Below are 23,488 nucleotides of genomic sequence, written 5' to 3' on the forward strand. Positions count from 1 at the left end.
AGGGGGGCTAAAGGCGCCCCCCTCAGGCGCACGCACATGTCGTGCGCCTTCACCCCCGACCTCGGCGGCTTTGCCGCCGCCTCGCCCCTCGGGCTCGGGAGCTCTCTAGGACCAAAGATGTCCCGAGTCAAGACTTCTTCAGCAACCTGCTAGCTGTCTATTTCGAGAGGGGCTACGGGCCCCTGACTGCGCGTCCCGGGCTGAGCGCCCCTCTCCGGCCCAGGAAGCGTGGTTCTTGGGCCTCCTCTCCCGTCGCGGCGACTGAGCCGCCGCCGGGCCGGGAGCGCCCAGCCCTCTCGGGCCCGGAAGCAGGTTGCCGATAAGGTCCTCAGCAACCTGCTAGCAAGAGCACCGGCCGCGACGCCTTGCGGCCCGCCAAGGCTTGCAATAACCTGCCCGCTGCCCCATCCGCTCGAGCCCGACAGGAGACCCCATGACCGATCCGCGCTACCAGCAGCTGGCCAAGAACCTCGTCCACTACTCCTGTGCCCTCGAGCCCGGCGAGAAGGTCCTGATCGAGGCGATCGACATCCCCGAAGCCTTCACCCTCGAGCTCATCCGGACCGTCGGCGCGGCCGGCGCCATCCCCGTCGTCACCCTCAAGAGTCAGGCCGTCTGGCGAGCCCTGATGCTGGCCGCCAGCGCGGAGCAAATGCAGCTCATCGGCGAGACCGAGGCCCATCGCATGAAGCAGGTCCAGGCCTACATCGGGGTGCGCGGCAATCCCAACATCGCCGAATGGTCCGACGTGCCGAAGGACAAGATGAACCTTTACAACGACCTGTGCTGGCGGCCGGTGCACCTCGACATTCGCATCAAGGAGCATCGCTGGGTCGTGCTGCGCTGGCCGAGCCCGTCGATGGCACAGCTCGCCAACTGCTCGACGGAAGCTTTCGAGGACTTCTACTTCCGGGTCTGCAACCTCGACTACAGCCGCATGGCCAAGGCGATGGAGCCGCTGGTCGAGCTGATGGAACGCACCGACCGGGTGCGCCTGGTGGCCCCGGGGACGGACCTGCGCTTCAGCATCCGGGACATTCCCGCCATTCCGTGCGATGGCCGCGCCAACATCCCCGATGGCGAGGTGTTCACGGCCCCGGTGCGCGACAGCATCGCAGGCACCATCCAGTTCAACTCCCCGACCATCTACCAGGGCGTGGCTCACAACGACATCCGCCTGGAGTTCGAAAACGGCAGGATCGTCGCCGCCAGCAGCAACGACACCGCCCACCTCGAGCAGGTTCTCGACACCGACGAGGGATCGCGTTACGTCGGTGAATTCGCCATCGGCTTCAATCCCCACATCACCACCCCGATGCGCGACATCCTGTTCGACGAGAAGATCGCCGGCAGCATCCATCTCACCCCCGGCAACGCCTACGAAGAGGCATTCAACGGCAACCGCAGCCAGATCCACTGGGACTTGGTGTTGCGGATGGATCCGCAGGTGGGCGGCGGCGAGATCTGGTTCGACGACCGCCTGATCCGCAAGGACGGCCAGTTCGTCATCGACGAGCTCCTCGACCTCAACCCGGACCGTCTCCTAGCAGGCTGCTGAGAAGCCGCGTGGCGGCTTGTTGGGAAAGGAGGTCCTGTTTGGGTCCCCTTGCTATGAAACAAGCATGGTGCTATTTTCGTAGCACAACAGAGGAGGACGCCCGATGAGCGAACCGATCTACGACCAGTTGAGCCGCCGAGAGAGACAGATCATGGACATCCTGCTCGAGCTGCGCGAGGCCTCCGCCGAAACCGTCCGCGGCCGCCTCCCCGAGGCGCCGAGCTACTCGGCGGTGCGGGCGATGCTGGTCAAGCTCGAGGAGAAGGGCGTCATCGACCACATCGAGCGCGACCTGCGCTACGTCTATCGCCCGGCGGTGTCGCGCCGAGCGGCGCAGCGCTCGGCCGCTTCCCGCCTGCTGAGGGTCTTCTACGACAGCTCCCTGGCCCAGGCCGTCCGTGGGCTGCTCGACACCAGCGCCGATCGCCTCTCCGACGAAGAGCTCGATCAGGTCGCCCGCATGATCGATCGAGAACGCCAGCGCCGGAGGTCCGAATGAGCCTCATCCACCAACTCGGTCAGCTCTTCGCGGCCGAGCCCCTCGTCCGACTGCCGTTTCAAGCGTCCCTGCTCTTGATCGCCGCCTTCGCCGCGGCCTCGCTGCTGCGTCGACGCTCGGCGAGCACCCGCCACGGCCTTTGGCTCGCCACCGTTCTCGGTCTGTTGCTGCTGCCGGCAGCCACCCTCTGGTCACCATCCCTCGAGCTCGCGGTGCTACCGCCGGCGCAACCCAGCAAACCGATCGAGTGGGCGCCCGTCGAGCCACAAGCTCCACCGCCGCCCCGCGAAGCCGCCGGCGTCCGGACACCGGCACCCGAGGCCACGACGGCCAAAGGGCCAACGCGCCGGCCGGCCGGCGTCACCCTCGAGCAGGCCGCCCTCGCCCTCTACGGCGCCGGCGCCCTGGCGGTGGTTTTCTCCTTCGTCTTCGGCCTGGGCAGCGCCCGCCGCCTGGTGCGCCAGGCCAAAACGCCGGCAGCGGAGGCGGAGCTGGCGCTGCTCTTCGCCCAGCTCGCTGGACCGCGGGCGCGGGTCCGTTTGCTGATCAGCGAGCACCTCGAGGTGCCGATCACGGTGGGTCTCTGGCGACCCGCCATCCTCCTGCCAGCGGAAGCCGGGAGGTGGACGAAAGCGGCCCAGCGGCAGGCCCTGATCCACGAGCTGGCCCATATCGAACGGCGTGACTGGCTGGCCCAGGTGGTGGCGACCGTCGCCTGCGCCGCCTACTGGTTTCACCCCCTGGTCTGGCTCGCGGCGCGCCGCCTGAGCCTCGAGGCGGAGCACGCCGCCGACGATCGCGTTCTGCTCGGCGGTGCCGAGCCGACCCGCTACGCCGATCAGCTCGTCGCCCTGGCGCGGCGCCTTCGTCCCACCCCCGTCACCACCCTACCGATGGCCCGCCGCAGCCAACTTCCGGTGCGCGTGCGCTCCATCTTGGACTCGAAACAGAGGAGAACTCCCATGAATGAGCTCCGCAAGATCGCTCTCTCTTTGTTGTGCGTCGCCGTCGTCGGCCTGCTCGCCGGAGTGCGAGTCACCCCGGCGATCGCTTCCAGCGACGATTCCGGAATACTGCAAGCGGTGGCGTCCGGCGACGTCGCCGCCGCCGAAGCCCTGCTCGCCGAGGGAGCCGACGTCAACCTGCGGGTCGCCGGCCAGGGCACGCCGCTGATCGTCGCCGCCGTCGGCGGCAGCGAGGCCATGGTCGCCATGCTGCTCGATGCCGGCGCCGATGTCGGTCTCACCGAGACCGCCGGACCCCGCGGTCCGTGGCTGCAGCGCTCCGCCCTCACCACCGCCGCCGCCGCCGGCCATCTGGCGGTCGTCGACATGCTCCTCGAGGCCGGTGCCGAGGTCGATCTGGCGCCCCGCGGCGACGCCACCGCCCTGATCGAGTCGATCCGCTCGGGGCACCCGGACGTCGCCTATCGCTTGCTCGACGCCGGTGCCGATCCGGACAAGCGCATCGCCGGCGACGGCAGCCCCCTGATCGCCGCCGCCGCCCTCGGAGACCGAGATCTGGTCGCAGAGCTCCTGCGCCGCGGCGCCAAGCCCAACGGGAACGTGGCCGGCGACGGCAATCCCCTGATTCAAGCCGCTCGCCAGGGCAACTCCGAGGTCGTCGAGCTGCTGATCGCCTCCGGCGCCGAGGTCGAAGGTCTCAGTGACGGCGACGGCAGCCCCCTGATCCAAGCCGCGGCGCGCGGCGATCGCGCCCTCGTCGAGCAGCTCCTCGACGCCGGCGCCGACCCCAACCAGGCCGCCGAAGGCGACGGCAACCCGCTGATCCGGGCCGCGGCCGCCGGCGATATCGAGCTCGCCGAGGCGCTCCTCGATCGCGGTGCCGACATCGACCGCGGAGTCGACGGTGACGGCAATGCCATGATCCAGGCGGCGGCGCGCGGCGACCTCGCCATGCTCGAGGCACTGATCGCCCGCGGCGCCAACGTCAACCGCGGGGTGCGCGGCGACGGCAGTCCCTTGATCGCCGCCGCCGCCCGCGGTCACGTCGACGCCCTCGAGCTGCTGATCCGCTCCGGGGCCGAGGTCGACCAGGTGGTCAAGGGAGACGAAAACGCCCTGATCCAAGCCTCCGCCAGGGGTCATCTGGAGGCGGTTCAGTTTCTCCACTCGGCCGGCGCCGACGTCAACGCCCGAGTGCGCGCCGACGGCGAGATTCGCACCCCCCTCAACCGCGCCGAGCTCTTCGGCCACCAGGAGGTCGCGGCTTACCTCCGCTCGGCGGGAGCCCGTCCGTAAGGCCCACGCCCTCAACCCGAAGTCTCCAAATGCGTAAGCTTGTTCAGCGGTGGTGCGAGGGGGAGCCTCGTCCACCGCTGAGCTCCGCTTCGCTCACAGCTCGGTTCGCCGCCCGCCCGGTAGGGCGGGGTCGGCGAGGCACCACCGCTGGAGGACTTGCCATGGCCCGATGGCTGATCGCCGCGTTCCTGCTTTTCCCGTCCCTTCCTACACTGGCGTCGGACCGCGTACCCGGCGATCGCTGGATGGCCTACGCCAACCCCGCCGAGGCGGGCTTCGACGTCGCCGCCCTGGCCGCTGCCGAGGAACGCTGGCGGGAGCTCTCGTCGTCGGCCTTCATGGTGATCGCCGACGGTGCCGTGGTCGCCTCCTGGGGCGAGACCGATCGCCGCTTCATGTGCCACTCGGTGCGCAAGAGCTTCCTTTCGGCGCTCTACGGCATCTACTGGGATCGCGACCAGATGGAGCTCAACAAGACCCTCGCCGACGTCGGTATCGACGACCTCGGCGACGGCCTCCTGGAGAGCGAAAAACAGGCCCGGATCCTGGATCTGCTGAAAGCTCGCTCGGGCGTTTTCCACCCTGCCGCCTATGCCGGCCGCACCGACTCCCGGCCGCGCGGCAGCGAAGGTCCCGGACGCTACTTCGCCTACAACAACTGGGACTTCAACACCCTCGCGACGATCCTCGAGAAGGAGACCGGTGACACCGTCTTCGAAGCCTTCGACGAGCACTTCGCCAGGCCCCTCGCGATGGAAGACTGGCGCCTCAGCGACGGCTACTTCCACTACGAGCGAGACAAGTCCGAGCACCCCGCCTACCCCTTCCGCATGTCGGCCCGGGATGCCGCCCGCTTCGGGCTGCTGTTCGCCCGCGACGGACGCTGGGGGGATGAGCAGATCCTGTCGCGCCAGTGGGTGCGGCGCAGCACCGCCCTCTACTCGAAGGACAACGAGCAGTTCGGCTACGGCTTCATGTGGTGGGTGGCCCTCGAGCCGCGTTTCGCCGAGCACGGCTTCGTCGCCGCCCGCGGCGTCGGCCGCCAGATGATCGTGGCGCTGCCGGACATCGACATGGTGATCGTCAACCGGGCCAACACCTATCGCGGCGAGGGCACCGAGTACCAGGAGCTGCTCGACCTGATGGAGATGGTGATCGCGGCGCGCCGCGGCGAGGCCGCCGACAATCCGCGGCTGGTACCCCTCGGCGCGGCGAGCAAGGCGCTCGAATCAGCCCCCGGGCAGAGCTCCCTGGTCGCCGAGCTGGTCGGCGAGTACGCCTTCCCGCCGGCGCCCCTCGGTTTGCCGGAGCGCACCCGCGTCGAGGCCCGCAATCAGGACGGCCGGCTGATCATGCACTCCCCCGCCGCCGGCACCTTCGAGCACTTCCCGCAAGGCGGAGACTGGCTCCTCGAGGAAGACAGCTACGATCGCTACCGAGTGATCCGCGACGCTTCCGGGAAGATCGCCGGCGTCGCCGACGCCGACACCATCCTGCAGGGCGCCGTGATGGCGTCGGTACGCGGCGACGGCGCCACCGAGCGCCGCCTGAAGGCCCTGATCGCCGACGAGGAAGGCCTCGGGGTCGAGCTCGGCCGCACGCTCCTCGCCCTCTTCGAGCGCCCCAAGAAGACCGAGAAGGCGATTCGCGCCCTGATTACCGACCAGCGCCGGGGCGAGATCGAAGGGCGCATCAACGGCTTCGGCTACCGCTATCTCCAAGCCGACGCCCACCACAAGGCACGCCGAGTCTTCGAGCTCAATACCCGCCTGTTCCCGCAGGCCTACAACACTTGGGACAGCCTGGGTGAAGCCTGCATGATCCTCGGCGAGAAAGAAGAAGCGATCGCCAACTACCAGAAGTCCCTCGAGCTCAACCCGGAGAACGACAACGCCCGCGACCAGATCGCCAAGCTAAGGTCCGGCGACGGCTGAGCCCTCGTCGGCCAGCACGGGCCAGGCGAGGGCGGGATCGTCGTGTTGTTCCATCCAGGCGCGGAGCTGTTTCTCCAGACGCTCCGCCGTCGCCCGATGGGCCGGATCCCGGATCAAGTTGTCGCCTTCTCGCGGATCCGCCTCGAGGTTGTAGAGCTCGCGCCCGCGGGCCTCGTCGCGAAACAGGATCAGCTTGTGGCGCGGCGTGCGCACGGCACGAAAGACCCAGGGGAGGAAGCGTTCGGTAGCCTCGTCGGACCACTCCGCAAAGGCCTCCGAAAACCCTTCCACCCGCGGCTGTCGCAAGGCCGGCAGGGCATTGCGCCCGGGCCAATGGGTCGGGATCTCCGCCCCCGACAGGGCGACCATCGTCGGCGGCAGGTCGAGGCCCGAAAGGGCGGCCTGGGAGGTGCCCTGGAACCCCGCCTGGGATGGCGCACGCACGATCAGCGGCACCCGTAGGGAACCCTCATAGGGCACCACCTTGCCGGCGGCCCCACGCGAGCCGATGCCGCGCTCTCCCATCATGAAGCCGTTGTCGCCGAAAAACACCACCACCGTCGACTCGGCGAGGCCGGCCTCGTCGAGGGCCGCCAACACCCTTCCGACCTGCTCATCGAGGGCCGAAACGGCTTCGTAGTAGTGCAGCCAGTCGTTCATCTCGACATCCGTCGGGAAGCCCGCGGGCAATAGCTCGGCGATGGTCTTGGCGGCATAGAGCGCTTCGATGTGGGGCGGATTCGGCGCGAAGGGCCCGTGCGGCGCGGTGAAGGCCAGCCACAGCATGAAGGGCCCTTTCTGAGCCTGCTCACCGGTCAGAAAATCGATCGCCGAGTCGGCGAAGACCTCCTGGGTGAAGCCGGCGACCAGCTTGCGCTCGCGACTCTCGCCGTGGCAAAGGCGAGCCCCCTTGAATTTTTCGCCGCCGGTCGGCAACCACACCCGCGTCTGCGAAAACCCAACCTTCCAGGGGTCCGAAGCGAGGTGCCACTTGCCCACCAAAACGGTCTCGTAGCCTTGACCTCGGAGCAGCGACGGCACCGTCGGGAGGTCGCTGAAGGAATCGGGCCGGCGAGCCCGTGGCGCCTGGTTCTGATGGGCATAGGCCCCGTGCTGATGGGAGAGCAGGCCGGTGAGCAGCGAAGCGCGCACCGGCAAGCACTGCGAGACGCTGGTGGTCGCCTGCGGGAAATAGATGCCCTGCCGGGCCAGGCGGTCGAGATGGGGGGTATGCACCGCCGGGTTTCCCGCCGCCCCCAGGGCATCCCAACGGTGGTCATCGGAAGTGATGAAGAGGATGTTCGGCCGCTCGCTGGCAACCCGGTCCTCCCCTGCGTCCGCCTCGGCCCAGCCTCCCGAGTACACACAGGCGACGACCATCGCCCACACCGCCCAACCACGGGATCGCTCGCTCTGCACCATCGAATCACCTCCTGGACTTAGCCCGTCCTGCCATCGAGATTCCGCCCGGTGGTACGGCTTCGGAGAGGCCCTTGTCTAGGCCTCCAAGGCCCCGGCCTTCCCAGGCGGGGCTGATACCCTGGCTTCGGCGATGCAACGTTTTCAGCTGCCTTTTCCAATCCGCCGACTCGGCTCGCTCGTCGGTCTCGCCCTGGGTGCCGTCGCGCTGCTCGGCGGCTGCGCGATCCATCCTCCGGATCACCAGAACCAACAGGTCGTCAATCGCGGCGAGGGCAAAGACGAGTGGTGGCGATCGTTGCCGCGCCCCGCCTGGCAAGCCTTCGAGAAGATCGACCAGTCCCAGGACTGGTTCGAGGTCTATCGCGTGCGGCCGGGGGTGTTGGCGATCTACGAGCCGGGCCAGTTCGAGGAGGTCATCTCCTACCTCGTCCTCGGCGATGAGCGGGCCCTGCTCTTCGACACCGGCCTCGGCATCGGCGACATGGCTCGCCTGGTCGGCGAGCTGACGGACCTGCCGCTGACGGTGGTCAACTCCCACAGCCACTACGATCACATCGGCGGCAACCACGCCTTCGACACGGTGCTCAGCCCGGCCACCGACTACACCATCGCGCGCGCCGAAGGCCTGGCCCACGAGGAGGTCGCGGAGTTCGTCGGCCCCGGCTGGATCTGGAAGTCGACGCCGACCGGATTCGCGCCGGAGAGCTACGCCATTCGGCCCTTCTCCATCCGCCGAACCCTGACCGACGGCGAGCGCCTCGACCTCGGCGGCCGGGTTTTGGAGGTCCTCCTGACGCCCGGCCATGCGCCGGACGCGCTCTGTCTCCTGGACCGCGCCAACGGCTTGCTGTTCGTCGGCGACACCTTCTACCTCGCCCCCCTCTACACCCACCTCGAGGGCTCCGATTTCGACCGCTACCTCGAGACCACGCGCCGCCTCGCCACCCTCGAGCCGCAGGTCGAGTGGCTGCTGCCGGGGCACAACGTGCCGCTGGTGGAGAGTCACTACCTACTGCGCCTGCGCGACGCCTTCGAGCGCATCGCCGGCGGCATGGAGCCGAGCGTCATCAGCGATGGCAACCGCGAGTTTCGCTTCGACGGCTTCTCGGTGATCACGAAGTAGGGCCTTCGACGCGCTTGATTCAACCGCTTCCGACGCAGTGCGTCAGCCTTCGGGACGGGCGCCCGACGCTGAGACCATAAGACAAGCGTACTTGACAAGAAAGCCACTGCTCCATATCCTCCTTGATGTCAATGACACTTGACTTCAGAAGGAGTCGGAAGCAATGACCGAAGACCAAAAATCCTCTTGGTCGGACTGTGGCAGCACAACCACGGATCGCCGCAACGGCCGGGTCGTCAACCTCTGGATGTTCGCCTGGTTGCTTCCCTGGCTCGCCCTCAGCGTCGCAATCGAGAAAGAGTGGATCACTCACGGTTGGTGGGCGGCGGTCGCCGCCATCGCCACTGGCTTGGTGGGCCTGGGGACGGTGATGGCCTATCGACGTTTTCTGCGCGAGGCGGACGAGCTGCGCCGCAAGGTCGAGCTCGATGCCCTCGCCATCGCCATGGGCATCGGCCTGGTCGTCGGGATCACCAGCTGGCCTCTGGCGCGCGCTGGCCTCACCGATCTCGCCGAGGTCCCCAATCTGATCGTCGTGATGATGGTGACCTACAGCATCGCCGTCCTCGTGGGCATGCGGCGCTACTCGTGAAAAACCGCCTCAAGGTACTGCGGGCCGAGCGCAACTGGACCCAAGCCCGCCTGGCCCAGGAGCTCGGCGTCTCGCGCCAAACGGTCAACGCCATCGAAACCGGCAAGTTCGACCCCAGCCTGCCCCTGGCCTTCCGCATCGCCCGCCTCTTCGAGCTCGCCATCGAGGAGATCTTCGAGGATCGAGAGCCGAACCAACAGCGGTCGCTCGAGCGTTGAGCACTCGCTCGAGCGACCGAAGAGCTGAGGAACCAGCGTCCCTAAGGCGCGGTTCCCAAACCGGGGCAGATACCTACATTCCCACAAACGTCCGGGTGCCACCCCGGAGGTAGGCTCGCCGAATCGGGACAACGAGGCTGGTGAAATCCCCAACCGTTGGGATGATTACCGCTAGGCACGCAGGTTGAGCCATCCGCCCTGACCCCTCTGCAAATCCACTGCGCGCCAGCGGATGGCGGGAAAACCGGATTGCTGTGCTCCAAGCACAGGGTTGCTCCAACCTCGTTGTTGGGCGCACCGGAGGTGCAAGGCAAACAGAGCGCCTCTTCAGCAAAATCCACAGTCACAAAGAAAGAGTTGTTCTCTTCCCTCGATTCCGCGACTTCCTCTGTCGGATCCATGGTCACGACCAGAGAATAGAGACCCGGGGCCCAGCCCACGAAGGAAAACTCTTCTTCGCGACTCGTCATCGCTTCGAGAGCATCCACCGGAACGAGCTCATTGACCACATAGTTTCCTGTCGGGTCCAAGACTGCCAGCCGAACCTTCGTCTCCGATGCCGCCAGCGAACCACTGTTGACAGTGTCGAACGTCACCGTGACTCGTTCCCTTTCAACAGGGTGCTGCGGGCTGAAATCCAAATCTCGAATCCGGAAATCGATACCGGAAGTCGAAGCAGACACACCGATGAACGAGATTTCCTTATAGTTGTTGTCTTCTCGACCTTCGAGCAACTCGTCGTGAGAATCGACAGTCACCTCGATCCGATTCGAGCCAAGGGCGACGCCGAATCCGGAGTCGAGCGAACGGACCACGAAGCTACGCTCCGCTCCCGAAGCCAGACTGCCCACCCATAGAACTGACTCGCGAGTCACTCCACCTCCGCTGAAGCGGAGTCTGAAGCGGGTGTTCGGAGCGACTGCAGGACCCAGGTTTCTCACCCGAAGGGTCGCATCCACCGACTCACCGGCTTCCGGAGAAGCAGGGCTATGGCTGAGCTCTGTGATCACCAGGTCGGGATCCAGAGGACTCCCCTCGCAAGGAGTGATAAGGGTTCCGGAAACAGCACGGTGACAAGGCGGGAAGAGCCATTCCACATGGTGAAGAGGCACTTCTTCTTCGTTCACGAATGGCAGCTGGTTCCCAGCGTCATCCGTGCAAACTGCCCACCTCTCACCATCGGTACACATCCTGCGTTTCCATCCCCAAGGGGAACCGATCCTGGGATAACGTTCGGAACACTCCGTGGCATATCCATCATCGACCTGAACACACTCAACGATCGGAATTCCGTCAACTCGAAATCCGACGACGAAACAGTGCGTCAGATTCCGCGGTTCACGTCCAATGCACTCCCAGCAGAGATCGAACCCGCCAATGCCCTGCTGGCAGCGGCATTCGTCCGTCACGCATCGCGGTGGCGGAGGTGGAGGCGGGGGCGGCGGAGGTTCGCCACCACCGGCCACTCGTGTTTCACATCGATCGAGATGTCGATTGAACACTTGCGGATGAGGGCACTCGCAGACTCTCTTGGCTCGATTGTAAACCTGCCCCAACCGACAAGGCAACCGAGCCTCCGGAGTGAACGTCAGAACAGAGTCGCGGGGAAGCAGAGAGTTCCAGTCGATCGTGAGATCCTTGATCGGCTGAGGAACAAAGAGAAGGCTGAGCTTCGCCTCGAATGCACCGGTCACCCTGTAGCCGCCAGCTCGAAGGCCGGTCCAGGTATGGTCCACTTTGACGGTGCAATGATTCGGTCTTCCCCGAAATCTGGGCCCTGGCCTCACGGCGAAACAGACGTCGGAATCGTTCGGCTGAGTCAATCCATCCAGCAGCTCGAAGAAATCTCGATAGATGTCGCTAAGGACACCACTCTCCTCGGGCTCGCTCTTCATCGGTTCAACAAAACTATGGCTGGCACTGACCAAGAAAGCCCCGAGCTCCGGAGGATTGAGGAACACGATAAAGGGATAGATTCCCTCCAACGGTATGCTGGCCGAAGCTCTCTGATAGACGTCCCATTTTCCGTTCGTCTTGCCGTCGAAACCAAAGATCCCGTTGTCGAACGACTCGATCGGGCCCTCGGTGATCTGCATCACATACTGCGAGCGTGCAGTAGGGGGAGCGAAGAGCCACAACAAGACGACGAGCAACCCGATGGCCGGATGCGCAAACTTGGCGATTCGATGACCGAGGCGCATTACTGAAGCCCGTCCCAAGGGAGGTCCAGAGCCAAGCCTTGCCGAGCGATCTCGAGGAACTGTGCAGCGCCGACATCGGTGAGGTAAACCCGTGACACTCGCGAGCTGTGATGCCATTTCACCAGGAACTCGAGCAGACCCGAGCGCAGGGGCTCACCAAGCGAATCCACGATTGCCCTCGCGGCTGCATCGTCAATGTCCGTCGTCGCTCGCCGAGCCGCTGAGAGCGACTGCAACCAAGAGTCCTCGTCCAGAAGAACACTCCGCTCACCAAGGAAATCAGCTCTAAGAGCGACAATCGGAACCTCGACGGCCCCCCTGAAAGCTGCCGCATGGTCTTCGAGCTCTCGCTCGAGCACCAGCTCGAGTTCCGCCTGCAAGCTCATCAGCTCAGGTCCCGACAGACCATCCCGAGAGGGCTCAATGAGCCGAGCGAAGTACCCCTTCCTTTCCGCGTCGTCGGCTTCCAGATAGGCATCCGCAAACCGGATGATGGCGCCACTCAATGGGAAGAGATCGGGCCGCTTCGCAACATCGGCCGAGATGACCACCGACGTCAGGAGAGAGCCACCATCGACAGGCTGGATATGCTCCACCGTAAGCCCGTACGCAATCTCGGCTCCATCGAGAGCCGAAGCGAGGTCCTCAACTCGAGTCTCGCGAACAAGAGCAGCAATCTCCTGCTCCCGCGCCAACGCCACGGTCCCTCGTTCACTGCCAAGCCACCACTCAGGGTTCTCGGTTCTCCAGGAACGGACCTCCTCATGCTGCCAATCGGTCAAGGATCGTCCGTAGAGCGCATCGCGGGTACGCCGCAAGTCGTCCTCAGATTGAGGAGGCTCGCTTGGCGAGCTGTCCCCTCGCAGGTCCTCCGGAATTTCATAGTCCGAATCGAGCTGTCCCGAGGCGCTGGCCGAGAGTACTGAGAGCAGAAGAGCTGCCGCCAATACAGAAGTCTTCACAGTCGGATCTCCTATTCGTGATGAACCTGAACTGACGACCAACAAGTTGGTCGCCACCTTCAGTTCCAGCCCATCGACCGGGCACTGAAGGTGACCGACCTACACTGGTGAGGCGAGCAGCTTGATCTCGAAGGAGTCCCCAGAACGACAACCGCTACCTACTCAGGTCAGGCCGACCAGCATGAGTCTCGAGAACAGGCAGGTCGTTCGCAAGTTGTGGCACCTTGCGTGGCTATCGCAAGGCGCCCCGTGCCGACGCCGATTCCGCGAGCGGAGGCGAAAACGCTGGGCGAAGAGGGATTCGACGAAGCTCGAAGTCTTACCAGAGCGGGACCAAGACTTGCGAAGAATGGTTTTCGCCTTGCCTAGCCAGGGCATCGACCAAGGGTCTGAGTCTGACGGTCGGCTTCGTCGAAGTCGGTGGCTGGAGCGGCTCGATCGTGGCTCCGGGCATCTATCCGGTGACCTGCTTCCACAACGCCACCCACCAGGGCCGCACCTACTCGGCCGTCACCAGATCTTGTTCTCGACCCCAACCTTCTGAGCTTTCGAGGCCGGCGGGCCCGCAGCCACCAGGGCCCGCCGGTCGCCCACCAAACCTCAGAGGTCGATCATCGCCTTCGACCGCTGGAGCTGCAGCACCCGCGCCTCGGGATCGACCACCAACCGCTGCGGCTCGAAGGGTACGGTCCAGGACAGACGACGCCGTTCGCCGGCGCCGAGCTCGACCGCCGTCCGACCCTCGCGGAAGCCCTCCTCGGCGAAGCGTTCACCGACCTCGGCAGCGACCTCGACGGTGGCACGGCCGGTACCGACGTTCTCGAGCACGGCCTGCACCTGCCAGCTCCCGTCCTGAGCCACCACCTCGACCTCCTGGAGACGGTACTCGGGCAGCACCACCTCGAAAAACCACTGGTCGACGAGCGCCCGAAAGGCTTGCCTGTCGGCGGCATAGGGCTCCAAGAAGGCGAGGTAGTCGTGCAGGGCCGGATAGTCGCCGCTTTCGTGGTAGCGCTCCACGAAGGCGCGAATGCCGGCGAAGGAAGCTTCCGGACCGAGATGGTCGTGCAGCATCCAGAGCGCCCAGCCGCCCTTCTCGAAGATCACCGTCTCGTCGCCGGGCCAGTGCTCTTCCGTCTCCACCAGAGGCCGCTCCGAGTCGAGGCGCCGGTTTCTGACATAGCGCTCTTCGAAACGCTTGGCGGTCTCGATGCGCCCCTGCGGACCCCGGATGTCTTCGAGCAGAACCAACGCCGAGAAGTGCGCCATGCCCTCGATCAAGACGTCGGCCCCGGGTCCCTCCCCCGGCACCAGCAGGTTGAACCACCATTGGTGAGCGGCTTCGTGGGCCGTCACCAGAGAGGCCAAGCGGGAGTGGGGGTCGCTCTTGGTGAGAAAGCCGAGGCTCTCCGAGAACGGAATGTTGGTGGGAAAGCCCTGCGCGTTCTGAAGGTAGGCCGGGTACTCGCTGATCCGCAGCTCTTCCCAAGGGTAGGGGAAGAACCACTGCGAGAACTTTTCCCGCGCCTGCGCCAGGGTGTGCAGCATCTCGTCGACGTTGGCGTCGTGGGTCGGGTGATAGAAGATCGCCGCGCCGCCCTGCCGTCGCACCTCCCAGCGCCCGGCGATCAGGTTGAGGGTGCGCACCGGATAGTCGCTCTCCCACACCACCGTCGTCTGGCCATCCTCGGAGCGCGCCGCGGTCTTCACGCCCACCGAGTTGACCGTGTACTCGCTCGGCGCCGTCACCTCGACCCGGGTGGTGAAGGCCCGCGAGTTGCCGGAGATGGGCTCGAGCTCTTGACGCCAGAAGTCCTTCGGGACTTCGGCCGGCTCCGGCCGATTCTCACGATCGACCCCGATCCAAGACAGGTAGCCGGGTAAAGGGATGAAGTCCGTTCCGCGCACCGACAGCAGCACGCCGGACGGCAGAACGAACTGAGAGGCTCCGCCGCCGTTGCGGGAGACACCTCGCGGGAACACCGAGCGGAAAGAGAAGTCCAAACGCCCTTCGCCCCCGGGCTCCAGAGGCTGCGGCGGTGTCAAGACGTGCAGACCGGAGCGATCTTCGGAGGCAATCTCCTCGCCGTTCCAACGCCAAGCGATGTTCTCGAAGGACTGGCCGACGGTGAAGGCCAGCCGCTCCATCGCCTGCGGAGTGTCGTTGACCAGCGAATAGAACCCCTGCATGTCGACGGACCGACCCGCCGGATCGAGGTCGAGGTCGAGGTCGACATGGGAGACCGCCGGCGGCCGGTAGTCCTTCCAGGTGGCGTAGTTCTGGCGCCAGTACTGCTTGGCGAGCTTCTCCGCCTGCGGGCCCTGGTAGCCATTGCGAATCTCGTAGGCGAGCACGCCCGACGCCAACACGGGCAGGAGCGCAACAGGAGCCAGCCGCAGCACCCGCCGCCCGAGGGCCCGCGCGCGGCGCCGTTGCGCCACCTGGACGACGTCCGTCTGGCGGCGAGCGAAGAGCTCGACGGCGAGGGCGGTGAAGAGCAGCGCCAGGGAGACCATCAGCAAGCGGTTGAGCAACAGGCCCCGACCGTGGAATGCGAAGGGACCGAGATCGGTCCAGGGAATGGTGCCCCAGAGATCCCAATTGGTGAGCCAGGTCATCTTGCCGCTGACGTGGGCGAAGACGCTCGCCACCAGTGCCGAGATGCCGGCCGCGTAGGTCAAGTAGCGATTGCGCAGCAGGGCGAACAGCAGCACCACGAAGGCGTTCCAGACCAAGTAGGTGGGAAGGAGCACCGGCCCCCACACCACCAGCAGAGGCCAGAGCTCGAAGTGACCCCCTTCCTGAAAAGCGAGTATCGTGGCGCTGACCGCCAGGCAGCCGAGGATCAAGGCGACGGCGACCACGGCACCAGCCAGAGACCGTCCAACGAGCAGCGCAGCGGTGCCGACGGGCGAGCTGTAGAGCAGGGCGTCGAAGCGCGTCGTCTGGTCCCGCACCATCGCCTCGGTGGTGAAGAACAGCAGCACCAGGGCGAGCAGGAACCCCAGCATCTCGAGGGCGCCGACGGCGAGATTGCCGGCGGTCACCAACAGCGGCGCCCCCAACGGACCGCTGCGGCCGATGCCCTCTTCGAGCATCAAGGACATCACCAGCGGTAGCACCACGAAGACACCCGGCTGAGCGACCAGCTCGCGCAGCTCGCCGACCAGCACGCGCCACATCGAGCGCATGAATCCGGGAGCCGAAACGGTCATCCGCAGATCGGCCAGGGGCTGCTCCGAGATCTTCGGCGCCACCCCCTCAGAAGACCGCCGCCACCAGCGCAAAGAGAATCGCCGAGGGACCGCCACCGCCCCGTGACGGCGGCAATGGCGGATCGCAGCGACCACCGCCAGCAGCGGCACCGCCATCACCCACAGGCGATTGAGCCAGAAGGTGCTGTCGTAGGCGACGGCAGTGGTGTTGTAGAACTCTGCACCGCGATCCACCGTCAGGAGCGAGCCGCGCAGCCAGCGGAAGGCGGACGGGTCGAGCACCTGCAGCCAGCGGTCGACGGATGCCGGCAGCCAACTCGGATTGAAGCTCCAAAAGAAGAACAGACCGCTGAGGAACATCGCCGAAGGCACCAGAAAGGCCACCAAAGGCCGGCGAGTGCGCTCGCCGACGGCAAAGGAAAGAACCGCCACGAACCAGATCTGAGGAACCGCGAACAGCAGGGCCGGCACCAGGTAATTGGCCAAAGAGAAAGGTCCCCGCAGATCTTCACCATGGCCGAGCTGCAGAATCGCCATCGCGAAGGCCACCTGCAGGGTCAAGGCCAAGGCGAGGGCCGCCAGCGCCCCTCCGAGCTTGCCGAGGATGTACTCGCTGGCCCTCAGGGGCGTGCTGTGCAGAAGCTCCGAGAGCTTGGCCTCGTCGTCCCGCACCACCGCCAGCCCCGACAGGATGCCGGAGAACAGCAGATAGCCGAGAAAACCGGTGACGATGAAGAGGTAGGAAAGGGCGTACTGCGAGTTCATGAAGGGCTTGACCCCGCCGATCGCCGACGAGCCCGTACCCAACATCGCCGAGGTGTTGAGGCTGGCGGTGAGGAAGAAAACGAGCAGAAGCAGAATCCAGAAGATCGGTGCCGACAGGTGACGGCGCAGATCCTGCCTCAGGACGGCGAACAGGCGCTGGCCGCTCACGACGAAGCCTCCACCCGCCGGGGACCCGCCGTCTCGGCCTGCTCGGCCTGGCGCATGAGCACGAAGTAGGCGTCTTCGAGGGTCGCCTCGACCGGCTCGAAGCCCTCCGGAGGCTGCCCCGTGGGGAGATGCAAGCGCACCACGTTGCGCCCTTCGACGAGATGGGTTCGAGTCACCCGGAAGCGCTGTGCCAGCTCTTCGAGACGAGCCGCCGGCACCATCCCCTCGAAAACCCGCCCAGCGAGATCCTGCCGCGCTTGACCGGGAGTGGTTTGGAGCACCAGCCGGCCCTGCCGAATAACCGCCAGCCGCGGGCAGAGGACGGCGACGTCCTCGACGATGTGAGTCGACAGCAGCACCGTGCGCTCCTCGGCGAGCTCCGAGAGCAGGCGATAGAAGCGCACCCGCTCTTCCGGATCGAGTCCCGCCGTCGGCTCGTCGACGATCACCAGGTCCGGATCACCGGCGATCGCCTGGGCGATGCCGAGGCGCTGTCGCATGCCGCCGGAGTAGCCTTTGACCTTGCGCTCGGCGGCGTGGGTGAGATTGACCCGGGCCAACAGCTCGGTGCAGAGCTTCGCCAGGCCGGCCGGGGCCTCGACCCCTTTGAGGCGCAGCAGGTGGAGGAGCATCGCCTCACCGCTGAGGTGAGGATAAAAACCGAAATCCTGGGGCAGGTAGCCAAGGCGCGGCCAGATCAGCTCGGGACGGCCGGTGACCTCGACGCCATCCCAGAAAACCTGGCCGGAGGTGGGCTCGAGAAGACCGGCCAAGATCCTCATCAATGTGGTCTTGCCGGAGCCATTGGGACCGAGCAAACCGAACATCCCGCGCGGCAACTCCAGTCGAATTCCCTTCAGAGCCGTCACGGATCCTGGATACACCTTCACCAGATCTCGAATCTCGAGCATGAGTCCTCCCCTCGCAATGTCTGATTTGCCTTGAGCGGTACCCGGCGACCAGCGCCGAAATATCGATCTCTACCTGACAGACGTCGGCCCTGGAGGGGTATTACCGCCCGATTCGGGAGATTGCCCGCGAGCGGCCGAAAAAGTATTCTTGCGCAACGACTGAAGGCGAAATCGACCGGCGCCGGGGGAGGAACCACGCCATCGTGGTCACTCAAGCGAACCCAGGCGTCCCGCGGGCTGGCGGCAAATCACCAAGAGGTGGTCCGTCTGGCCTGGTACAGGATGGATCGACGAGCCACCAGGAGGAGCATCATGTCCAAACCCGTGATCTATGTTCCAGGACTTCCCGCCAGCCACCTTCACGAGCGCGCCACCGAGAAGCGGATCTTCCTCTCTCTCGGCTTCAACAATCCACAGCTCGAAGGTCCGAATGACCTCGGCGCCCACGATCCGGTGCGTGCCGGCGAACCGATCCGCCGGGTGGCCAAGTTCCTCTTCTTCGACCTCGCCAAGCAGGCCGAGTCGCTCTACGACTTACTGGGGCGCTTCGGCATCAAGGCGACCCCCTTCGGATGGGACTGGCGACGACCGGTTTGGGACCTGGCCCGGCCCGACAGCGTGCAGCGGAAGCTCGCCGCCAAGCTCGCCGAGCTGCACCCACCGTCGGGACCGCAGGTGACGGTGATCGTGCACTCGACCGGAGGCCTGGTACTGCGAGCCCTGCTCGAGCGGCAGCCCGATCTCTGCCGCCATATCGAGCGCGTCATCGCCTTCGGAGTGCCGTGGGCCGGCACCCTCAAGTCCCTGCGCTTCATCAACGGCCAGTCGGGCTTCGCCGGCATCGTTCCAGCGTCCCGAACCCAGAAAGTCCTGACCCGCTCGTGGGCCGCCTTCGACCTCCTTCCGCCGGATCCGACGCACCTGATCGACGGCAACGGTCCGCTGGCACTGACCTTTCGGCGAACGGCCCAGGGTGACCAACCGGCCAGCGCGCTGGTCGATCGAGACTGGATCAACAGCCTGCCTTCGGAGCTGCGAGCGGCGGCCGAGGAGCGCGCGGTTCGGGCTCACGGTCACCTGGGCGCGCGACGCCCGCAGATCGACACCGCCGGTGAGCCCCTCGAGATCGTCAACGTCGTCGGCTGGGGCGCGGATACGGACGTCAGCGCGGAGCTCATCGGCCAGGGCACCGGTGCCCGCCTGGAGATTCGTTCATCGAAAGGCGACGCCACCCACGACGGCGGCGACAAGACAGTGCCGCGGCGCTCCGCCGCCTGGCTCGCCTCCGGCGACCCGGTGAACGTCCGCACCTACCACGTTCCGGTCGGTCGCCTCCCCTCGACTCGCAACCAGCCCCACAGCAGCCTGTGGAGCAATCCCGGCGGCATCAACCTGCTCGAGCACCTGTGCGGCAATCAGCCAAGTCTCGCCCCCTTCTGCTACGCCGCCATCGATGGTGACGACGCCGTCGCCGGCCAACCTTCGGTGCGGGTGCGCCTGGTCGCCCTGGCAGCCGACGGCTCGCCCCTGCCGGGCGCCAAGGTACGCACCCGCGGCCTGATCGGCGGCGACTTCGGGCAAGACTTCCGGCCGGCCTTCGACGGCCGCCACATGATCACCCTCGAGCGGCAGAAGATCCCCCGCGTCGGCAACCCACCAGCGCCGTCGCGGGTGCGCCGCCTGCGCCTCCAGATCGGCTGGCAGGAAAACGGCCGGGACCGCTGGCAGGAGCGGCGCTTCCTGATTCCGGCCTAGCCCGACCTGATCACCAGGTTTCTAGGCGAGAGCCCAGTCGAGGGCCGCTTCGGCGTGCAGTCGAGCGGTATCGAAGAGCGGCAGGGACAAGTCGTCGGGACTGACCAGAAGGGTGATCTCGGTGCAGCCGGCGATGATCCCTTCGGCACCGCCCCGGGCGAGCCGGGCGATGACCTCGAGGTAGGCCTGCCGCGACTCTCGGCGCACTTTGCCGAGGCAGAGCTCGTCGTAGATCACCCGATGGATGAGCTCCCGGTCGGCGGCTTCGGGAACCATCACCTCGAGACCCCGAGCCGCCAAGCGGTCGCGATAGAAGGCCTGCTCCATGGTGAATCGGGTTCCCAGCAGCCCGACCCGTCGCAGTCCAGCCGCCTCGACCCGGTCGGCGGTGGCATCGGCGAGATGGAGCAGCGGAATCGAGATCTGCGCCGCCACCGCATCGGCGACCCGATGCATGGTGTTGGTGCAGAGAAGAAGAATCTCCGCCCCCGCCGCCTCGACTCGCGCTGCCGCAGCCGCCAGCAGCTCCCCGGCCTCTCGCCAGCGCCCGGCCACCTGCAGCCGCTCGACATCGTGAAAGTCGACGCTCACCAACACCAGGGAGGCGGAGTGGAGCCCTCCCAAGCGCGCCTTCACGCCTTGATTCAGAACCCGATAGTAGAGCTCCGTGCTCTCCCAGCTCATGCCGCCGAGGAGCCCGATGGTCTTCATGCCCTGGCGCTCCTGGCGGCCCTGACTCAGCCGGCGCTCGGCGCCGGGAAGCCGCGGTCGCGCATCAGCGCATCGATGCTGGCATCGCGACCACGGAACAGGCGATAGGCCTCCGCCGGGTCGATCGCGTTGCGCACCGCAAACAGGTGCTCCACCAGCTTCGCAGCCATCTCCGGATCGTAAAAACCGCCCGGTGCCTCGGCGAAGGCCTCGGCCGCATCCGCCGTCAGGACGTCGGCCCACATATAGCCGTAGTAGCCCGCCGAGTATCCCTCACCGGAAAAGACGTGGCCGAAGTGCGGCGACCGATGGCGCATCACGATCTCGTCGGGCATGCCGAGGGCCTGCAGCGTCTCGCGCTCGAAGGCATCGGCATCGAGGCCCGTCGGATCGGTGGTGTGGAAAGCCAGATCGACCAACGACGAGGCCAGATACTCGGTGGTGGCGAAACCCTGGTTGAAGGTCGCCGCCCGCTTGATCTTGGCCACCAGCTCGGCCGGAATGGGCTCGCCGGTCTCGGCGTGAACCAGATAGTTGTCGATCACCGCATCGGTCAACAACCAGCGCTCCAAGAGCTGGGACTGGAACTCGGTGTAGTCGCGCACGCCGCCGTTGAGGGTCGGGTAGGCGACGTTCGAAGAGAGGGCGTGGAGGGCGTGGCCGAACTCGTGGAAGTAGGTCTCGGCATCGTCCCAGGAAAGCAACACCGGCTCTCCTGGAGCGCCGGCGATGAAGTTCGAGTTGTTCGACGACAGCACCGTGACCTTGCCGTCGAAGGTCTCGTGACTGCGATAGCTGTTGGCCCAAGCTCCGGAACGCTTGCCCGAGCGGGCGAAGGGATCGAGGTACCAAAGACCGATGTGGTCGCCGCTCTCCCGGTCGGTCACCTCCCAGACCTTGACCTCGGGATGGAACACCGGCACGGAACCCTCCGCCACCGGCGTGAAAGCGAAGCCGAAGAGCTCACCGGCGACATAGAACATCGCCTCCCGCAGCTTGTCGAGCTGCAGATACTGCTTGACCTCGTCGGAGTCGAGGTCATAGCGGTCTTGGCGCACCTTCTCGGCGTAATAGCGGTAGTCCCAGGGCTCGATCGTGATGTCGGCTCCCGCCGCATCGGCGATCGCCTGCATGTCCGCCACCTCTTCCTCGACCCGCGCCAGGGCCGCCGGCCAGACCGCCTCGAGCAGAGCGCGAGCCTGCTCCGGAGTCTTCGCCATGCGGTTTTCGAGGCGCCAGGCGGCGTAGTTGTCGTAGCCCAACAGGCCGACGCGCTCATCCCGCAGCTCGAGGATCTTGGCGATCAGCGCGTTGTTGTCGTGATCGTCGCCGTTGTCGCCGCGGCTGTAGTAGGTGCGCCAGACCTGCTCCCGCAGATCGCGACGATCGGAGAAGGTGAGAAACGGATCCATCGACGAGCGGGTGTTCAGGATGGCGTAGCGCCCGGCCTCGCCTCGGCTCTCGGCCGCAGCGGCGGCCGCCTTCACCAGCGAGGCCGGCAAACCGCTCAGGTCCGCCTCGTCGAGATAGAGCACGTAGCCCTCTTCGTCCGCCAGTACATTGTTCGAGAAGCGGGTGTGAAGCTCGGCGAGCTCTGTTTGAATCGCCGCGAAGCGCTTTTTCGCAGCGCCTTTCAGGGTGGCACCGTTGCGCGCGAAGCTGTCATAGACCAGCTCCACCAACCGCCGCTGATCGGGCCGCAGATCGGACTCTTCGAGCCCTTCGTAGATCGCCGCCACGCGCTCGAAGAGATTCTGGTTCTGAATGATCGCCGAGCGGTGCTGGGACTGCTTGGGCGCCACCCGAGACTGGATCTCGCGCAGCTCCGGTGAGGACAGGTTCGAGCGCCAGACTCCGAAGTAGGCGCCGACCCGACCGAGCGTCTCGCCGGAGCGTTCGAGGGCTTCGATGGTGTTCTCGAAGGTCGCTGCCTCGGAGCTGTTGGCAATCGCCTCGATCTCTTCCAGGTTCTCGGCCATGGCGGCATCGAAAGCGGGCTCGAAGTCGTCCAGCTCGACTTCATCGAAGGCGGGCACACCGCCGTAGGGACCGGTCCATTCCGCTAGGAGTGGATTCGACGAGGAGTCCTTCAACGCATCTCCTTGGTGTGAGCTCTGCTCGGCACAGCCGAGCATCGAGGTGAGTAGACAAGCGCTGACGAGACCGGCGAGTTTACGTCGTTCCACGGCATTCTCCTGCAGTCTGGGCGGAAGGTGAATGGACCTGAGCTGCTGTCAGAGGCTAACAGCTTCCGGCTGGCGTAGGAGCCAACTCAGCGAGCAATGCCTCGAAGTACGTGACGGGAGGCGCTCGAGTTTGGTAGCGGCGGACAAAACACCGCCTTCGGCGGCCGGGCGACGGTCGCTCAGGATCGGGCTAGCGCTCCCCCGTCGCCCCCTGCGACCGCAGAGGATTGAGCCAACGCACCCCGGCGAAGCGGCCGAAGTCAGGATCCGCCGTGTGGACCACCCCCCGGCAGCGCCGGGCGATGGCAGCGATCTGAGCATCGGTGGTCAGGTTGCCGCCGGTGCCGGCCGCCTCGAGCCAGGCCAAGGCCCGGCGCAGATCGGCTGCCTCGGCCGGCAGGAAGACGCTCACGGAGCGCTCGAGCCAACGCTGCACATGATGCTGCGCCTCGCCGATGGTGAGCGGCCGGGCGAAGACCCGCTGGCTGGTCGCCAGCCGCACGAAGGCGAAGACCACCACCGCACACAGCCCCACCGGCTGTCGACCCGAAAGACAGCTCTGCCACCAACGCGCCGCAGCGCCATGGAAGGGACCGTCGGCGTCATAGGCATAGAGCAACAAATTGGCGTCGGGAACGATCACTCGCCATCCCCGCGCAGTCGGCGAGTGAGAGCGAGAAAGCGCTCTTCTTCGAGCTCACCGGCGAGGTCGCTCAAGCGGGCGGGATCGAGACCTGCCCGCAAACCCATCGGTCGGGCCTCGACGACGAAGGCGTCTTCGTCATCTCGCGGACCCCGCAAACCGCGACGCAGAGCGTCGTTGAGGGCCTGCTTGAAGCTCACCTTGCTCTGCGCCATCGTTTCCCGGAGACGCTGGGCGACATCTTCTTCGAGGGTCACGGTCGTTCTCATGATTGTCATCATGTCATCAAATTTACTGACCATCAAGTAATCACAGAGCGCGCGCGACTCCTCTCGATCCTGGTAAGGTGTTCTGGGGGCCATG

At 65.9% G+C, this 23,488-nt stretch carries 18 protein-coding genes; 9 read left to right on the plus strand and 9 right to left on the minus strand.

All coding sequences use genetic code 11. From position 1 onward, the window contains the following. The first annotated feature begins 433 nt into the window (after positions 1–433). The 4 genes from AAF604_15345 (at position 434) to AAF604_15360 (ending at position 6,252) form a co-directional block, all read left to right on the plus strand. Positions 434–1,558 carry an aminopeptidase gene (locus tag AAF604_15345; GenBank protein ID MEM7051044.1) on the plus strand — a complete coding sequence of 375 codons (1,125 nt, stop codon included), beginning with the start codon at positions 434–436 and terminating at the stop codon, positions 1,556–1,558. 103 nt (positions 1,559–1,661) lie between these two features. Continuing rightward, entirely contained in the window at positions 1,662–2,057 is a 396-nt protein-coding gene (locus AAF604_15350; GenBank protein MEM7051045.1) for a BlaI/MecI/CopY family transcriptional regulator, read from the plus strand. After that, positions 2,054–4,318 carry an ankyrin repeat domain-containing protein gene (locus tag AAF604_15355; protein MEM7051046.1) on the plus strand — a complete coding sequence of 755 codons (2,265 nt, stop codon included), beginning with the start codon at positions 2,054–2,056 and terminating at the stop codon, positions 4,316–4,318. Before AAF604_15350 ends, AAF604_15355 begins: the two co-directional genes overlap by 4 nt. A gap of 161 nt (positions 4,319–4,479) precedes the next feature. Beyond that, on the plus strand, positions 4,480–6,252 hold the full coding sequence (locus tag AAF604_15360) for a serine hydrolase (protein ID MEM7051047.1): 1,773 nt from the start codon (positions 4,480–4,482) through the stop codon (positions 6,250–6,252). Here AAF604_15360 and AAF604_15365 read toward each other — a convergent pair. Then, the gene (locus AAF604_15365) at positions 6,232–7,674 is read right to left on the minus strand and encodes a sulfatase-like hydrolase/transferase (GenBank protein ID MEM7051048.1); all 1,443 of its coding nucleotides are present in this window, start codon (positions 7,672–7,674) and stop codon (positions 6,232–6,234) included. The two genes, AAF604_15360 and AAF604_15365, sit on opposite strands and share 21 nt — an antisense overlap. 130 nt (positions 7,675–7,804) lie before the next feature. On the opposite strand from AAF604_15365, the gene AAF604_15370 reads away from it, so the two are divergent. The 3 genes from AAF604_15370 (at position 7,805) to AAF604_15380 (ending at position 9,607) form a co-directional block, all read left to right on the plus strand. After that, positions 7,805–8,797 (plus strand): MBL fold metallo-hydrolase, encoded by a 993-nt coding sequence (locus tag AAF604_15370; protein ID MEM7051049.1) that lies wholly within the window; start codon positions 7,805–7,807, stop codon positions 8,795–8,797. A 163-nt stretch (positions 8,798–8,960) separates the two neighbouring features. After that, complete coding sequence (locus AAF604_15375) at positions 8,961–9,389, plus strand: hypothetical protein (GenBank protein MEM7051050.1); 429 nt, start codon at positions 8,961–8,963, stop codon at positions 9,387–9,389. After that, positions 9,386–9,607 (plus strand): helix-turn-helix transcriptional regulator, encoded by a 222-nt coding sequence (locus AAF604_15380; GenBank protein ID MEM7051051.1) that lies wholly within the window; start codon positions 9,386–9,388, stop codon positions 9,605–9,607. The genes AAF604_15375 and AAF604_15380 overlap by 4 nt, the downstream gene beginning before the upstream one ends. A 41-nt stretch (positions 9,608–9,648) precedes the next feature. Here the strand turns inward: AAF604_15380 and AAF604_15385 are convergent, their stop codons facing one another. Beyond that, positions 9,649–10,704 (minus strand): CARDB domain-containing protein, encoded by a 1,056-nt coding sequence (locus tag AAF604_15385; protein MEM7051052.1) that lies wholly within the window; start codon positions 10,702–10,704, stop codon positions 9,649–9,651. On the opposite strand from AAF604_15385, the gene AAF604_15390 reads away from it, so the two are divergent. After that, on the plus strand, positions 10,597–11,814 hold the full coding sequence (locus AAF604_15390; GenBank protein MEM7051053.1) for a hypothetical protein: 1,218 nt from the start codon (positions 10,597–10,599) through the stop codon (positions 11,812–11,814). The two genes, AAF604_15385 and AAF604_15390, sit on opposite strands and share 108 nt — an antisense overlap. On the opposite strand, the gene AAF604_15395 is transcribed toward AAF604_15390, so the two are convergent. The 3 genes from AAF604_15395 to AAF604_15405 all read right to left on the minus strand — a co-directional run bounded on the left by AAF604_15395 (position 11,808) and on the right by AAF604_15405 (position 17,830). Beyond that, complete coding sequence (locus tag AAF604_15395) at positions 11,808–12,770, minus strand: hypothetical protein (GenBank protein ID MEM7051054.1); 963 nt, start codon at positions 12,768–12,770, stop codon at positions 11,808–11,810. The genes AAF604_15390 and AAF604_15395 overlap by 7 nt on opposite strands. A 600-nt stretch (positions 12,771–13,370) precedes the next feature. Further along, positions 13,371–16,919, minus strand: a complete 3,549-nt coding sequence (locus tag AAF604_15400; GenBank protein ID MEM7051055.1) for an ABC transporter permease subunit — start codon at positions 16,917–16,919, stop codon at positions 13,371–13,373. Beyond that, a complete protein-coding gene (locus AAF604_15405) occupies positions 16,916–17,830 on the minus strand; it encodes an ABC transporter ATP-binding protein (protein MEM7051056.1) in 915 nt (304 codons plus the stop codon). The genes AAF604_15400 and AAF604_15405 overlap by 4 nt, the downstream gene beginning before the upstream one ends. Positions 17,831–18,142: 312 nt before the next feature. Between AAF604_15405 and AAF604_15410 the strand changes: the two genes are divergently transcribed. Continuing rightward, positions 18,143–19,585 carry a hypothetical protein gene (locus AAF604_15410; GenBank protein ID MEM7051057.1) on the plus strand — a complete coding sequence of 481 codons (1,443 nt, stop codon included), beginning with the start codon at positions 18,143–18,145 and terminating at the stop codon, positions 19,583–19,585. Between the two features lie 21 nt (positions 19,586–19,606). On the opposite strand, the gene AAF604_15415 is transcribed toward AAF604_15410, so the two are convergent. From AAF604_15415 to AAF604_15430, 4 genes are all read right to left on the minus strand, one after another. Next, on the minus strand, positions 19,607–20,296 hold the full coding sequence (locus AAF604_15415) for an aspartate/glutamate racemase family protein (protein MEM7051058.1): 690 nt from the start codon (positions 20,294–20,296) through the stop codon (positions 19,607–19,609). 26 nt (positions 20,297–20,322) lie between these two features. After that, the gene (locus AAF604_15420) at positions 20,323–22,431 is read right to left on the minus strand and encodes a M3 family metallopeptidase (GenBank protein MEM7051059.1); all 2,109 of its coding nucleotides are present in this window, start codon (positions 22,429–22,431) and stop codon (positions 20,323–20,325) included. Between the two features lie 241 nt (positions 22,432–22,672). Then, entirely contained in the window at positions 22,673–23,125 is a 453-nt protein-coding gene (locus AAF604_15425; protein MEM7051060.1) for a TA system VapC family ribonuclease toxin, read from the minus strand. Then, positions 23,122–23,394: an antitoxin gene (locus AAF604_15430; protein ID MEM7051061.1), complete on the minus strand. Its 273-nt coding sequence runs from the start codon at positions 23,392–23,394 to the stop codon at positions 23,122–23,124. The genes AAF604_15425 and AAF604_15430 overlap by 4 nt, the downstream gene beginning before the upstream one ends. Positions 23,395–23,488: the final 94 nt, after the last annotated feature.

The sequence above is a fragment of the Acidobacteriota bacterium genome (assembly GCA_039028635.1).
Taxonomy (GTDB): Bacteria; Acidobacteriota; Thermoanaerobaculia; order Multivoradales; family JBCCEF01; genus JBCCEF01.